General features: G+C 46.4%; 13 protein-coding genes. 8 read left to right on the forward strand and 5 right to left on the reverse strand.

The genetic code is table 11. The features are described from left to right. Positions 1 to 181 precede the first annotated feature (181 nt). Positions 182 to 1,141: a hypothetical protein gene (locus LZZ85_RS15120; RefSeq protein WP_237873602.1), complete on the reverse strand. Its 960-nt coding sequence runs from the start codon at positions 1,139 to 1,141 to the stop codon at positions 182 to 184. Between the two features lie 290 nt (positions 1,142 to 1,431). On the opposite strand from LZZ85_RS15120, the gene LZZ85_RS15125 reads away from it, so the two are divergent. Together LZZ85_RS15125 and LZZ85_RS15130 are read left to right on the forward strand one after the other, a co-directional pair. Continuing rightward, positions 1,432 to 2,094: a metal-dependent transcriptional regulator gene (locus LZZ85_RS15125; RefSeq protein WP_237873604.1), complete on the forward strand. Its 663-nt coding sequence runs from the start codon at positions 1,432 to 1,434 to the stop codon at positions 2,092 to 2,094. After that, positions 2,087 to 3,970: an Nramp family divalent metal transporter gene (locus LZZ85_RS15130; RefSeq protein ID WP_237873608.1), complete on the forward strand. Its 1,884-nt coding sequence runs from the start codon at positions 2,087 to 2,089 to the stop codon at positions 3,968 to 3,970. Before LZZ85_RS15125 ends, LZZ85_RS15130 begins: the two co-directional genes overlap by 8 nt. 146 nt (positions 3,971 to 4,116) lie before the next feature. Here the strand turns inward: LZZ85_RS15130 and LZZ85_RS15135 are convergent, their stop codons facing one another. The 3 genes from LZZ85_RS15135 to LZZ85_RS15145 all read right to left on the reverse strand — a co-directional run bounded on the left by LZZ85_RS15135 (position 4,117) and on the right by LZZ85_RS15145 (position 6,243). Next, complete coding sequence (locus tag LZZ85_RS15135; RefSeq protein ID WP_237873609.1) at positions 4,117 to 4,554, reverse strand: hypothetical protein; 438 nt, start codon at positions 4,552 to 4,554, stop codon at positions 4,117 to 4,119. A gap of 255 nt (positions 4,555 to 4,809) precedes the next feature. Continuing rightward, entirely contained in the window at positions 4,810 to 5,607 is a 798-nt protein-coding gene (locus LZZ85_RS15140; RefSeq protein WP_237873610.1) for a DUF2306 domain-containing protein, read from the reverse strand. Between the two features lie 51 nt (positions 5,608 to 5,658). Next, complete coding sequence (locus LZZ85_RS15145) at positions 5,659 to 6,243, reverse strand: Crp/Fnr family transcriptional regulator (protein WP_237873611.1); 585 nt, start codon at positions 6,241 to 6,243, stop codon at positions 5,659 to 5,661. 269 nt (positions 6,244 to 6,512) lie between these two features. Here LZZ85_RS15145 and LZZ85_RS15150 point away from each other — a divergent pair, with 269 nt between their 5' ends. The 5 genes from LZZ85_RS15150 (at position 6,513) to LZZ85_RS15170 (ending at position 10,830) form a co-directional block, all read left to right on the forward strand. Then, positions 6,513 to 7,037 (forward strand): RNA polymerase sigma factor, encoded by a 525-nt coding sequence (locus LZZ85_RS15150; RefSeq protein WP_237873613.1) that lies wholly within the window; start codon positions 6,513 to 6,515, stop codon positions 7,035 to 7,037. Next, on the forward strand, positions 7,034 to 7,810 hold the full coding sequence (locus tag LZZ85_RS15155) for a HEAT repeat domain-containing protein (protein WP_237873615.1): 777 nt from the start codon (positions 7,034 to 7,036) through the stop codon (positions 7,808 to 7,810). Before LZZ85_RS15150 ends, LZZ85_RS15155 begins: the two co-directional genes overlap by 4 nt. Positions 7,811 to 7,831: 21 nt before the next feature. Further along, on the forward strand, positions 7,832 to 8,644 hold the full coding sequence (locus tag LZZ85_RS15160; RefSeq protein ID WP_237873617.1) for a DUF4097 family beta strand repeat-containing protein: 813 nt from the start codon (positions 7,832 to 7,834) through the stop codon (positions 8,642 to 8,644). 23 nt (positions 8,645 to 8,667) lie between these two features. Next, positions 8,668 to 9,363 (forward strand): DUF4097 domain-containing protein, encoded by a 696-nt coding sequence (locus tag LZZ85_RS15165; RefSeq protein ID WP_237873622.1) that lies wholly within the window; start codon positions 8,668 to 8,670, stop codon positions 9,361 to 9,363. Positions 9,364 to 9,654: 291 nt separating this feature from the next. Next, positions 9,655 to 10,830: a thioredoxin family protein gene (locus tag LZZ85_RS15170; protein WP_237873623.1), complete on the forward strand. Its 1,176-nt coding sequence runs from the start codon at positions 9,655 to 9,657 to the stop codon at positions 10,828 to 10,830. Positions 10,831 to 11,117: 287 nt separating this feature from the next. Here LZZ85_RS15170 and LZZ85_RS15175 read toward each other — a convergent pair whose 3' ends face one another. Beyond that, positions 11,118 to 11,720 carry a Crp/Fnr family transcriptional regulator gene (locus tag LZZ85_RS15175; protein ID WP_237873626.1) on the reverse strand — a complete coding sequence of 201 codons (603 nt, stop codon included), beginning with the start codon at positions 11,718 to 11,720 and terminating at the stop codon, positions 11,118 to 11,120. A 257-nt stretch (positions 11,721 to 11,977) separates the two neighbouring features. Between LZZ85_RS15175 and LZZ85_RS15180 the strand changes: the two genes are divergently transcribed. Next, positions 11,978 to 13,207 carry an NADP-dependent isocitrate dehydrogenase gene (locus LZZ85_RS15180; RefSeq protein WP_237873629.1) on the forward strand — a complete coding sequence of 410 codons (1,230 nt, stop codon included), beginning with the start codon at positions 11,978 to 11,980 and terminating at the stop codon, positions 13,205 to 13,207. The last annotated feature ends 108 nt before the right edge of the window (positions 13,208 to 13,315 follow it).

Consider the following 13,315-nt stretch of genomic DNA (forward strand, 5'->3'; position numbering starts at 1 on the left):
GTCTTTTTTACATGACGCGAATGTACCGCGAATGACCGCGAATCCGCGCGAATAAATGCAAAAACGGGTAAATTGTTGAAATATTGAAGAGCTGGGCATTAAATTAAATGGCTGTTTTATCACGTTGGCCTTTTCCTACCAACATTCAGGCCATTCGCGTTTATTCGCGGCCATTTGTGTTTCACTCGCGTTTTGCAGGTTTCTTAGGCCTTGGCTCTTTCTTTTTTGCGTAAGATCCATCGAAAGAGCAACGCAACCCGCGCCTGGAGCCGCATCCTTCCAGTTCTTTCAATGTCACTGCATTATTGGAAAAGGTGAATTGTAATGAGCAGGGATCACCGGCTTCGCTGTATACCGCTTTTGTTGGAGTTTGCCAGATAGCTTCTCCTTTTAATTCACCGGAACACTCCCCTTTTTCAAAGTGCACAAAAAAGCTGAACCGGTCTTTCTTTCTGCCATCGCGGACGGAAACAAGGTTCAGTTTTCCTGAGCTGTAATCAGCAGAATATTTCAGTTTGCGCGCAAATGTATCAATCGGGTTGATCAGCTCAGACACCACATCATCCAGGGGATCTGTCATAATCAGCATAAACGCTTTCGCATCATTATTCAATACGTAAACATCCTTTCCTTCACTTGTTCCTGCTGCATTTTTACGCACAACCGTTTTTGTTATGGTAGACCTGCTATCAAGGGTAGTCATCTGCTGAGTTGCGGGATTGGCATCCTGCTTCAACAATGGCATCCCGGCAATAAACTGCTTCTTCTTATCAAAACCCAGGATAAACACGGCCCTGTTGTTTCCATTGATAACTTTCGCAAGCAGATAAGTTTCATCTTTTGCTATTCGCCCTACAGGATAAATTTTCGCCTGCGCTGATTTACCCATCGAAGCACTGAGAATTGAATCCGGAACAAACTGCGTGAATATCTTATAATTGATCCGCAACGAATCATTATCCTTCTTCAACAAACTCGTATCTGCCACCTGGAAAGGCAAGGTTATTTCCGGAAAGAAATCGATGAAATCAGCAATTTCTACAGGTTCGTCACCTGATAAAGAAGGCTTTTTCTCAGACTTACATCCAGATATCCAGGCAAGGCTTGCGCAAAAAAACATACAAAGGAAAAAGGACTTCATGGGGATCAGTTGGTACGGCAAAATAAGGCTTTTGAGACGAGAGAACCCGGAAAAAGGGATAAAAGTTTGAGCATCAAACCTGCGGGCTAATCAAATTTTAATTTGGACTGCGGACGAAGGACCGCAGCCACCAGACGATCCGGCAGAAAGCTAACGCTACGATCCCGCGCCTTTCATTGGGCTGTATGAAACCAAAACCCGACTGCGATACGTCGTCCGGCGTTCTTCTCCAATCTCCTTTTCCTCTTTCCAACTCTTTGTTTTAGATTTGTCTAAAAAATATTTTAGCCGTGCTGAACTATTCGACCAGTGAAGAGAACTATATCAAAGCGATTTATCATTTGCAGAAGGAAGGTTCGGTGACGACCAATGAACTTGCGGCAGAGCTGCAGACGCGTCCTGCGTCCGTCACGGACATGATGAAAAAGCTGCGGACAAAGAAGCTGGTACACTATGAAGCATACAAGGGTTTCAAACTGACCATTGACGGAAAGAAACTCGCGCTGCTGATCATACGCCGTCACCGCCTGTGGGAGTTCTTTCTGGCGGAAAAATTAAAATTCAGCTGGGATGAAGTGCATGCTGTGGCAGAAGACCTCGAACACGTTAGCAGTAAAAAACTGATCGATAAGCTGGATGAGTTCCTGGGCTTTCCCCGATATGATCCGCATGGAGACCCGATCCCTGATGCAAACGGTAAAATTGAAACAGGAAAACAGGTATGCCTCCCCGATCTGCCTTTAAACACTACCGGGATTGTTTGCTATGTGAGCGATCAATCCTCGGCGATGCTTGAATTACTGAGCCACAAGAAAATTGGCATTGGAACAAAACTGGAAGTCAAAAAGAAATTCAGCTTTGACCAGTCACTTGAGATCAAACTCCGCCAGCAGCTGGCCACTAATATCAGTGGCGACCTGGCCAAAAATATCTTTGTCAAATACGATGAGTAAACAACATCCAGACGTTTCACTAAGCGACGTGCACGAGTCCGTTGATACGACCTCGGCAGGCCGCTCGAAATGGAGACGCATTTTCGCTTTTTTCGGACCAGCTTACCTTGTAAGTGTCGGATATATGGATCCTGGCAACTGGGCCACCGATCTTGCCGGCGGCAGCCAGTTTGGTTACACGCTGATCTGGGTATTGCTGATGAGCAACCTGATGGCATTATTGCTGCAAAGCCTTTCTGCCAGACTCGGCATTGTCCGCCGCCGCGATCTTGCCCAGGCCAACCGCGAAGTTTATCCCCGCTCCGTCAATTTTGCCTTATATGTGCTGGCGGAAATTGCTATTGCCGCAACTGATCTTGCCGAAGTATTGGGTATGGCGATCGGGTTACAACTGCTTACCGGCATACCGCTGATCTGGGGCGTACTGATCACCGTTCTCGATACGTTCCTTCTCCTGCTGCTACAACGCCTGGGCATGCGCAAAATGGAAGCGTTTATCGTTGGCCTCGTGTTCATCATCGGCGGATCATTTCTGATCGAGATCATTCTTGCCAAACCTGATCTGAGAGAAGTGGCCAGCGGGTTTATTCCTCATATCCCCAATGACACCGCACTGTATATCGCTATCGGTATCATCGGCGCCACCGTGATGCCGCATAACCTCTACCTCCACTCCGCCCTTGTGCAAACAAGAAAGATCAAACGAAGCCCCGAGGGGATCAAACGTGCGCTGAAACTTAATTTCATCGACAGTGCGGTTGCCCTGAATCTCGCCTTTCTCGTAAACGCGGGAATACTCGTGCTTGCGGCAGCTGTATTCTTTAAATCGGGCCGCACCGACGTTGCCGAGATCAAAGACGCCCATCTTCTGCTTGATCAGTTGCTTGGCTCAAAACTCGCCCCCACCCTGTTTGCCGTTGCATTGATCGCTGCCGGGCAGAGTTCAACTGTTACCGGCACCCTGGCGGGACAGATCGTCATGGAAGGATATCTCCGCCTGCGTATCAATCCATGGATGCGAAGATTGCTGACAAGGATGATCGCCATTGTACCGGCTGTTATCGTTATTCTTGTCAACGGAGAAGATAATATTGACGATCTGCTGATACTTAGCCAGGTCGTGCTCAGCCTGCAGTTAGGCTTTGCGATCATTCCACTGATCCATTTTGTAAGTGATAAGAAAACAATGGGCAGCTTCGCAATCAAACCGATCGTACAGTTCGCCGCCTGGCTCATTACTGCAATACTTGTATACCTTAACCTTACCATGGTAATGGGAGAAGCCAACGACCTTTTCTCCCATCCGGGCAACTGGGTAGGAAAGACCGCGCTTATACTGGGCGGAGTGATCTTCATCGCCCTGCTGATCATTGCGATCGTATATCCGCTACTCAAAAAGAAATGGTCCAACGTGCAGGTGCAGTTACATCCGCAGGCAACTGTATTGCATTCGCTGGAAGCACCATCGTATGCAACAGTAGCCGTTGCACTTGATTTCAGTGAAAACGATCAGCGACTGTTATCGCACGCATTGGGACAAGGCAATTCGCAAACAAAATATGTATTGGTGCATGTCGTGGAAAGCGTTCCTGCCAGGATCTATGAACACGAGAGCGATGATCTGGAAACAGAAAAAGATAAAGAGCACCTCGAATTCTATGCAAAGCAATTGCGCGACCGCGGATTCGTAGCCGAAGCAAAACTCGGCTTTGGTAGCAGGGCAAAAGAAATTGTACGACTGGTGAATGAATCAACAGCAGAAATGCTGGTGATCGGAGCGCATGGCCATAGCGGGATCAAAGATCTTCTTTACGGCGAAACCATCAATACAGTGAGGCATGAGCTGAAGATACCGGTGCTGGTAGTGAACCTGTAATGCCCGTTTGGTTGCCAATTGCGAAGAACTACAACGTCTCCGTCTCCGGGTATTTACCCCGAAAACGATCATCAATAAAAAAGCAAGCCCCGGTCAGTGCCGGGGCTTGCTTTTTACTGGTTTAATGGTATAATGGCCTTGAAATATTATGCCATTACCGCTTTCCGGTAAACGCTCCACTGAAAGCCATCTGCTGACTGCAAAACAATTTTTGAATCCGCCTGCTCCAGCGTAATATAATAGGTGGTCCCTTCTTCACTGGACATTTCAAATAATTCTGTGATCCAGCGGCCGCCATAGTCCTTCCGGAGGGATGCCTGCAGGTTCATCGGCAGATCAAGCGAACTGATGTTCCTGGCAACGCTCAGCAGTTCTCCGGAATAGGTATAAAATGCAGTAAGATGCTGCGTGTTATGAACAAAACTTGCTTTGTAGAATTGCGCACCCGCAGTCCAGGTCACTTCGCTTGCCCCGGAAAATTCTTTATTGAACGCTTTCAATACAGAAGAGTTGATATCAGTATTGTTTGCAAATACAGCGAAACTGCTGATGGCGATGGCGATTGTAAGGATGATCTTTTTCATAATGCTTTATATTGTTGGTGTTGTTTAATGGAACCGTATTGGTTTCGATTACACAGCAAAACTAATACGCACAATCACCGGAGGCAAGCCAATTGTGAGGGATGGAGTCCGATGTTAAGTAGTGTTAATACGCGTTACGCCCGGTTAAGGCTGAAACGATCCTGCCGGCTGAAATGGAGAGATTGTTAAGAATTGTTAATAAAACTTCCTGTTGAATAAGGCACTGCCATAAAAACTTCCGGCATGCACAAACCATTATAACTTCGGCAACCACATGCCGCCGGCAGCACCGAAGATCCCCACGGCTGTTGCAAGTGTAATAATCAGCAACAGACAGGAGAACAAATACTTTTTGAAAGAACCGGCGGAAAATTTCGCCTTGAAGTATAATACAACGATAGCCTGCGGGAAAATATAAACAAACACATCCAGTACATACAGGAAAGGACCGGTGAATGTTTCCGGATCAAACCCCACCGGTGCACGGAAGATCACCATCCACAACATAAAAAACACCCGGAAGAACCATACACCGCTCATTGCTATGAGCAGATGAATGGCCCAACGGTTATGCAGCGGGATATTCCGTTGCCTCGCATACCGCACACAGAAAAAAGCACAAAGCATAATGATGGCTCCATTAATTGACACGGTAGCCGTGCTGAAAGGGCCGCCGACTGCCCCCCTCACCAATGCCAGGTATAGCCCGGCTGCACTGATCAGAAACGCCGAATAAATGTAAATACGGCCACAAACCCTGTGCAATCGCGGCCATTTACTCCTGATACCGTTGACCAGTTGCAAGGGCCCCAGAATCGTTACAATTGCCGCCAGCACCACATGCGATGCGAAAAAGATATTGCCGGTAAGATCGTCCTTCCTGTAGAAATGAGGATTGACCTTATTCCAGTTTTCAAACTCCCCCAAAGCGGTGGAAGTCCAGTATAACATCAGGATGTAGTAAGCAAAGATCAGTTGACCAAGATAGGTAACAGTAAACCAAAAGCGAGCGGAGTACTGGAAGATACGTGTAGCGGCAGGTGTTTGTTTCATATGCTGATGAGCTAAGGTATCTTCCTGCTCATCATCTGCACTTAACAATTGTTAAGAAGTGATCTCCCGCCTGATCCGGCTCAGACTTTCCGCCTTTATACCCAGGTACGAGGCAATATACTTCAGGGGCACATTTTGTATGATACCCGGAGCATTGCTCATCAATTTCACATACCGCTGCTCCGCAGTAAGGGTTGCAAGATCATTGATGCGCTGCTTATCCTCTTCCAGGATCTGCTGAAATAAGCGGATGGTATAATCCTTTTGAGTCAGGCTCGTTTTGGAAGTTCGCTCCGCATCGGCCCTGGTGATCCTGAGCAATTCACAATCCGTGATGCATTGAAGGTATTCATTGGAAACGGTCTGATTCACAAAATGCCAGTAAGACGTAAAGAACCGCGGCCCGTCATTTAATTCTACCGTCACTTCTTCTCCCTTGTCATTAACGTAAAACTTTCTCATAAAGCCGGAGACAATGAAATTGTGATAGTGCGGTATTTTTCCAGGAACTTCGAGCAGGGTATCCCGTGGAACGAATAGGGGCCTGAATGTTTCGCGGCAGCTAGCCCTGTCAGACTCGGGAATGTCTATGATACGCGAAATATAGGCAAAAAGCGTATCGTAATAGTGGATCATGAGTTGGTCTTTGCTATAAATATACTACGCATTGCGGCTATCTGGCGCAGCCATCCCCCTTAACACCATAAAGCTCGTTCTCTGCAAACCTGAACCTCACTGCCATACCCTTCGCCAGGGGCAGGGAAACAGATCGTGCAACATCTTTCAGGTATAGCAGACATTGGTTCAGAAATTTCCCTGAAATGGCCTTTACAAAAAAAAGACCGGCGTCCCATGTAACCTTTCCATCTTCGCGCAGTATACATTACAAACAGGACCAGAACAATTTGAAAAATCTAACAGATGAGGAGCTCATGAGCCGTGTTGCTGCCGGGGAACTGGACTGCATGCGTGTGCTTTTTGAGCGATACCAGGCCTGGATCTACAATTTCCTCCTGCAGATGGTTCAAAACCGGGACGTCAGTGAAGACCTGACGCAATCCACCTTCTATAAGGTGATGAAGAACAGATCATCCTATAACGGAGGCAGGTTCACCCCCTGGATCTTCCAGATCGCCCGGAACCTGGCCATGGATCATTTCCGCGAAGCCAGACAGAAAATGGCGCCGATGGATGGTATTCCGGAAATAGCAGATACGGTGGACGACGGAGATCAGTTGGCGGGGCTGAAACAGGCCTTGCTGAAACTGCCGGAAGCCGATCGCGAGATCCTGATCATGAGCCGCTTTCATGGTATGAAGTATTTGCAGATCGCGGCGGTGCTGAACAGTACAGAAGCTGCCATTAAAGTAAAGATCCATCGCGCAGTTAAAAAATTGAGAACCGTTTACTTTGAATCCGTTGAGATATGAAATGCAATGATGTAGAAACACTGATCATCGATCACCTCGAAAATGCCTTATCAGGAGAAGAACGGGATCTGGTAGAGCGTCACCTGCGGGAATGCCCCAATTGCCAGTCAGCGCTTGAGCAAAGCCGGCAGCTGCTGGTAATGATCGGACAACTTCCCCGGGAAGTTCCTCCGGAAACACTCCGGTTATCATTTGAGACAATGCTCGAAGCGGAAAAGGCATCAACGGAAACGAAGCCCGGTAAGCTGATCAGTTTCCCGTGGAAGCCCCTGCTAAGAGTTGCTGCTGCAGCGGCACTTTTGATCGCAGGAGTACTATACGGAAGCTTTCAGGCCAACCGGAAAACAGAAGAACGGGTCAGCCACCTGGAACAGCAATACCAGGAAATGGTAAAAGAAAGAACGCTGGCAATGCTGGACAACCGTTCCGCGAGCAAACGGATCCAGGCGGTGAGCTACTCAGAAGAAATGGAACAACCGGATGAGAAAGTCCTGCAGGCGATCATCAACCGCTTACACCATGACGAGAACGCAAACGTCAGACTCGCCGCCGCCGAAGCTCTATGGAAATTCAAAGACGAAGAGCTGGTCAAGCGGGCATTGATCCATGCCCTTGATCTCGAAACCAGCCCGGATGTCCAGATCGCTATTATCGAATTCCTGATCGGCGCACGTGAAAAGCGCGCGGTAAAACCTATGCAAAAGTTATTGAACGAACCCGCCACTCCCGGCTTTGTCAAAGAACAGGTCAGGTTTGGTCTTACACAGATCTAATTAAACAAGAAATTTAATCGCATGAAATATTTTATAATACTTCTATACCCCATTTTCCTCTCAGGCTTGCAAGCACTCGGACAGAAGGAATTCAAAAAATCCCTTAGCGGCATTTCCAGGGTGGAAATTGAAACCGAAACAAGTGTCCGCATTATCAAAGGCACCGGTAGTGAGATAAAAATCAGCTCTGGCTGCACCGACTGTGGCAATGACGGAGTAAAAATCCGTGTAAACGAAAAACAAAAAGACGAAGAAGATGAAAAGGCCAACGGTCTGAAAGCTATCTACCCCGGCGGTACCGACAATACGGGCATAGGAATGATACAGCAACAGGACGGCGGCGTTTTGAAATTAAGAGATCTTATGTCGCATTTGAAAAGAGAGGGCCTGGTCATCACTTTACCAGCTTCTGTAGCGCTCTACATTGACGCAGGCAGCCTGGGGCATATCACTGTTGAAGACTGGAATACGGAACTGGAGTTGAAAACAATTGTTGGAGAGATCAGACTGAAAAAAGTGACCGGACCCGTAACAGCGAATTCCTCTACTGGAAATATTGAAGCAGACTTCAGCGCGCTCAACCAGGGAGCTCCCATCTCACTGATGTCTTCCACAGGGAATATTGAAGTGAATCTTCCTGCTAACGTCAAAGCTTCCATAGAGATGAAATCAACCATGGGAGGTGTATACTCGAATTTCGATCTTGTCAAGCAACGTGAAGACGGATTGAAGCCGGTCAGCGGCCATAGAGCGATCAGCGGAGACATCAATAACGGTGGTGTTAAGATCTCGCTGAAAGCATCCACCGGCAATATTTACCTCAGAAAGAAATAACAACCCAAACCAACATCATAGCCATGAAAAAAATATTATTAGCCATTCTTATCCTGTCAATAGCGTTTACAGGCATCGCGCAAAGAAAAGTTGATGAAACATTCCGGACCAATGGAGCCGCGAAAGTGAAGCTGCACCTGAAGTTTGCCCGCGAGATCAAGATAGTTCAGGGCGCCGGAAACGATATCCGGCTGACAGCCTCCGTTAATATAGATGAAGGTGCCGGCAACAGCGTTTATCAATTGAAAACAAGTGAGGCATCCGGCATCTTCCAGGTGGAAGACGATTATGGCGACTATTTTGAAAAGAAGCGTAAAGAGAACAATGGTAAAAGCTACGGTACAAATATCGAAATCACGTATGTGATCTATGTACCCGAAAACATATCACTTATTGTTAAAAGCATTTCCGGCAACCTTGTCACTGAAAACTTTAAAGGAGACCTTGAGACAGACCTCGTATCAGGCGATGTAGGCATCAAAGCCTATACAGGAAAGCTGACCTTAAAAACAGTATCAGGAAGTCTGGATGTGGCCATGAATACTGCAAACATAGATGCAAGAACAGTAACCGGAACGATCTATTCTGATCTTGATATAGACATTCAGAACAAAAAGGAAGGAGGTTATTCATCACATATCAAAGGCACCGTAAACGGAGGTAAAGATCTGGTGAAACTTGAAACGGTTTCAGGAAATATCTACATGCGCAAGAAATAAACTTTTCGCCGCGAAGAACAAATTCAACCTTCATCCATTTCACTGGAAGGGTTAATCACTTCGCCAGCAGTTCAGCCACTATAAAAGATCTTAAGATCTGAACACATTTCCCCTCTTTCCGCCTTACCCGCCAGATAAACCGGTTAGACGGAAAGATGGGAAATGTAAATGTGACCCGGAAAAGCCCGACCCTGCCAGGTTTATAAGAGCCGATACCAGCGGTAAGCCCCTGTGCGCAGCCTGCTGTAACGTCACAGTGTTATGCCCTCACCAAAACAAAAACAATCGTACATGAAATACTTAGTATTACTGACAATGCTGCTATTGGGGTATTGCAGAAGTAACGGACAGGATCTGAAAGTAATAGACCAGGATTATCACAGAGCACTCGAAGTAGCTACTGTAGAAAACAAATTGATCTTTGTTGACTTTTACACAACCTGGTGCGTTCCGTGCAAGCAACTGGACAAACTCGTGTTCCAGCATGACTCGGTCAAACAGCAACTCAGTAAGGAATTCATCTTACTTAAATATGATGCAGAGAAAGACAGTGTTTTTCATTTATCGAAAAAACACCACGTGATGAGTTATCCTACCGGTTTGATCCTCGACAGGGACGGATACGTGATAGAGAGAAAATATGGCTTCCCCGGAGATGACTTTCAATCATTAAGCAAAAGTGTTTTTGAGTTTACAAACAAAGCACTGGTGGCAGCAGGTTCAGGTAAAAAACTAAAAGGCTACTCTAACAGGATCGATGCCTCAAAATATCCCCGGTTCTATACTGACTATATAAACCGTACAAATACCAACCTGGATACTGCAGCGCTTATAAAATTCTGGCGCAAGCAAAAAAATCTCTACTCCGAAGAATATTTTTCCACCCTGATCTATTTCTATGGTGAACAGCTTCCCGAGCCGATGCTCAACGAGCTGTTAAAGAACAAATCCAGGTATGAATCTCTCTTTGGGAATACAGACGTGGAAGTACTCTTTTACTTTTTGAGTTCCGGGAAATTTGAAAAGGCCGTTGCAAAAAACAATGAGACGATGTTTGATAAAGCCATTGAATTCACGCGAACCGCGCTCGGGGAGAGTTACCTCAGCACGATGGTCCCGTACTATAAAAAAGAACTTCTTATACATCAAAACAAATGGAATGAAGTTTTTGAGATCAATGAACAGCTGAAGAACAGCGGTAAATTCAACAATGAAGCTGTGAATTCTTTTTGCTGGAACGTTTACAGGAAATGTGAAGACCCCGGCGTAATTACAAAATGCTTGCAATGGATGAAGGAGCTGACTGATCAAAAACCGGAATTTGCTTACCTGGACACTTATGCATTCCTGTTGTATAAATCAGGAAGCAAAGAAGAAGCGAAAAGGATAATCCCGCTTGCCATTGCGGCTGCAAAAGTGGAGAAGGAAAACGCGAAAAAGCTGGAAGAATTGTTGCTGAAACTGTAAAGATCAATGTAGCAGGGAGATCTTCTTATCGGAGGAGGAACACTATAACGCAGTTTTTTTAGTTGCAGACAACGTCATTTCAGAAGGCGTTTCCGGACCATGTTCAAACAAGCGTGACCGTTCCAGCTGAATACCATCGGGAACAGGTCAATAAAAGACTGATGCAATGCACAAAGATCCTGGCTGATCACGAAGCCGGGATTTTCTTTTTAACAGGACAGCAATTGGCGGGAGATTGCTGAATTTTGGCTCTGGCATGCAGTAAACGGGAAGCTGCCCGGAGAAGCTTAGGCCGCCATATTATTCGGATTGTTCTTCAGTAAATGCTTAAACCTGCTGAAGGTTTCAGGCTTGATGTTAAGATAGGAAGCAAGATATTTTTGCGGCACCCTTCTCATCAGCTCAGGGTTCTTATTTACAAAAGCAATAAATCTTTCACGTGGTGTCATTTTGATCATCTGCATTTGCCAGGTGTCACTAACGATCATCATATGAGTGATCACGAGCCGGCCAAGGCGTTCCATCCGTTTGGACTGCGCGTAGAGTTCTTCGAGTTTATCATGCCGGATGGAGATGACTGTAGCGGGTTCAATGGCTTCGACAAAATATTCGGAAGGTTCGCGGCTGAGAAAGGATTGCTGGCCCAGAATTACCTGGCCTTCGGTTGAGATCTGTACATTCGTTTCAACCTTACTTGTTTTGTAGTATTTACGGATGATCCCCTTGGAGATGAAGTTGAAGTAGTGTTCAATCTCGCCCTGTTTTACCAGGAATTCCTTTTTCCGGAATTTCCTTACTTTAAGTACAGGCTGGATGCTTTTTTCAAACTCCTCGTCTGTTATGGTCACAAACTTCCTCAGGAAATTCAGAAAGACCTTTACATTTTCCATATGCAGCGCCCATTTGTTTGTAGAAGTTAGGTAAAAAAATAGAATCCTGAAATAGGGAATGGCCTATTTTTTTGGATTCCGGGAACGGTTGCGCAGAATCTGAGCGGATTTAGCCATGATATTTTGTAAATTTGCTCCGCCCGCCTGAGCTTTAGCGTAGGTGGGCTCCTGGTATGCCGAAGCATTAGCGGTGGGTCTCCCTCGCAGAAGCTTTGGTGGGCAGCGCAAGTATTAACCTTACAAAACCAAACTTTATTATGTCTCAAAAGATCAAAGTTGCAAATCCGGTAGTTGAGCTGGACGGAGATGAAATGACCCGTATCATCTGGAAGTTCATTAAAGACAAACTGATCCTCCCTTATGTGGATCTTGATATAAAATACTATGACCTGGGTGTGGAATACCGCGATCAGACCAATGATCAGGTGACCGTTGATGCCGCCAATGCGATCAGACAGTATGGCGTGGGTATCAAATGTGCTACCATCACTCCGGATGAAGACCGTGTAAAAGAATTCAACCTGAAGCAAATGTGGAAAAGCCCTAACGGGACTATCCGCAATATCCTCGACGGTACCGTATTCCGCGAGCCGATCGTGATCAAGAACATTCCACGCCTGGTGACTACCTGGGATCGTCCGATCATCGTAGGCCGTCACGCATTTGGCGACCAGTATCGCGCTACAGACTTCGTCGTGCCGGGAAAAGGTAAGCTGACCATCAAATTCGTTGGCGAAGACGGACAGGTGATCGAGCACGAAGTATTCCAGTTCAAAGGCGGTGGCGTTTCTCTGTCTATGTACAACACAGATGAGAGCATTGCAGGCTTTGCACGCAGCTGTATGAATATGGCGCTGTCCAAAGGCTGGCCACTCTACCTCTCTACCAAAAACACCATCCTCAAAAAATATGATGGCCGTTTCAAAGATATCTTCCAGGATATCTATGAGAACGAATTCAAAGCACAATTCGAAAAAGCAGGTATCGTTTATGAACACCGCCTGATCGATGACATGGTGGCCAGCGCTATGAAATGGAACGGTGGCTTTGTCTGGGCTTGTAAGAACTATGATGGTGACGTACAAAGCGACTCAGTTGCTCAGGGCTTCGGTTCACTCGGCCTGATGACCTCTGTACTCGTTACACCTGATGGCAAAACCCTCGAAGCTGAAGCTGCGCACGGTACGGTAACCCGTCACTACCGCGAACATCAGAAAGGCAATCCAACCTCTACCAACCCGATCGCTTCTATCTTCGCATGGACAAGAGGCCTTGCTTTCCGTGGCAAACTCGATGGCAACCAGCCGCTGATCGACTTCGCAAACGCTCTCGAAGCTGTTTGTATCGAAACAGTAGAAGAGGGTAAAATGACAAAAGACCTCGCGCTGACGATCAAACCAAAGGTTGAGCATGGTAAAGACTTCCTTTATACACAGGAGTTCCTCGATGCGATCGACGCAAACCTGAAAAAGAAAATGGGATTGTAAGCTGATCTCGCTCTCTATAGTTAAGGGTTTAAAAGTTTTATTGTTTAATAGTTTAAAAGTTGCAGCGTTGAAAGACCTGATAACTTTCTGACAACTGAACAATCAACT

Source organism: Terrimonas ginsenosidimutans (genome assembly GCF_022012415.1).
Lineage (GTDB): Bacteria > Bacteroidota > Bacteroidia > Chitinophagales > Chitinophagaceae > Terrimonas_A > Terrimonas_A ginsenosidimutans.

Coding starts and splice junctions, on each gene's coding strand:
- LZZ85_RS15120 (WP_237873602.1), bottom strand. CDS start 1,141: ATGAAGTCCTTTTTCCTTTGTATGTTTTTTTGCGCAAGCCTTGCCTGG.
- LZZ85_RS15130 (WP_237873608.1), top strand. CDS start 2,087: ATGAGTAAACAACATCCAGACGTTTCACTAAGCGACGTGCACGAGTCC.
- LZZ85_RS15135 (WP_237873609.1), bottom strand. CDS start 4,554: ATGAAAAAGATCATCCTTACAATCGCCATCGCCATCAGCAGTTTCGCT.
- LZZ85_RS15140 (WP_237873610.1), bottom strand. CDS start 5,607: ATGAAACAAACACCTGCCGCTACACGTATCTTCCAGTACTCCGCTCGC.
- LZZ85_RS15145 (WP_237873611.1), bottom strand. CDS start 6,243: ATGATCCACTATTACGATACGCTTTTTGCCTATATTTCGCGTATCATA.
- LZZ85_RS15155 (WP_237873615.1), top strand. CDS start 7,034: ATGAAATGCAATGATGTAGAAACACTGATCATCGATCACCTCGAAAAT.
- LZZ85_RS15160 (WP_237873617.1), top strand. CDS start 7,832: ATGAAATATTTTATAATACTTCTATACCCCATTTTCCTCTCAGGCTTG.
- LZZ85_RS15165 (WP_237873622.1), top strand. CDS start 8,668: ATGAAAAAAATATTATTAGCCATTCTTATCCTGTCAATAGCGTTTACA.
- LZZ85_RS15170 (WP_237873623.1), top strand. CDS start 9,655: ATGAAATACTTAGTATTACTGACAATGCTGCTATTGGGGTATTGCAGA.
- LZZ85_RS15175 (WP_237873626.1), bottom strand. CDS start 11,720: ATGGAAAATGTAAAGGTCTTTCTGAATTTCCTGAGGAAGTTTGTGACC.
- LZZ85_RS15180 (WP_237873629.1), top strand. CDS start 11,978: ATGTCTCAAAAGATCAAAGTTGCAAATCCGGTAGTTGAGCTGGACGGA.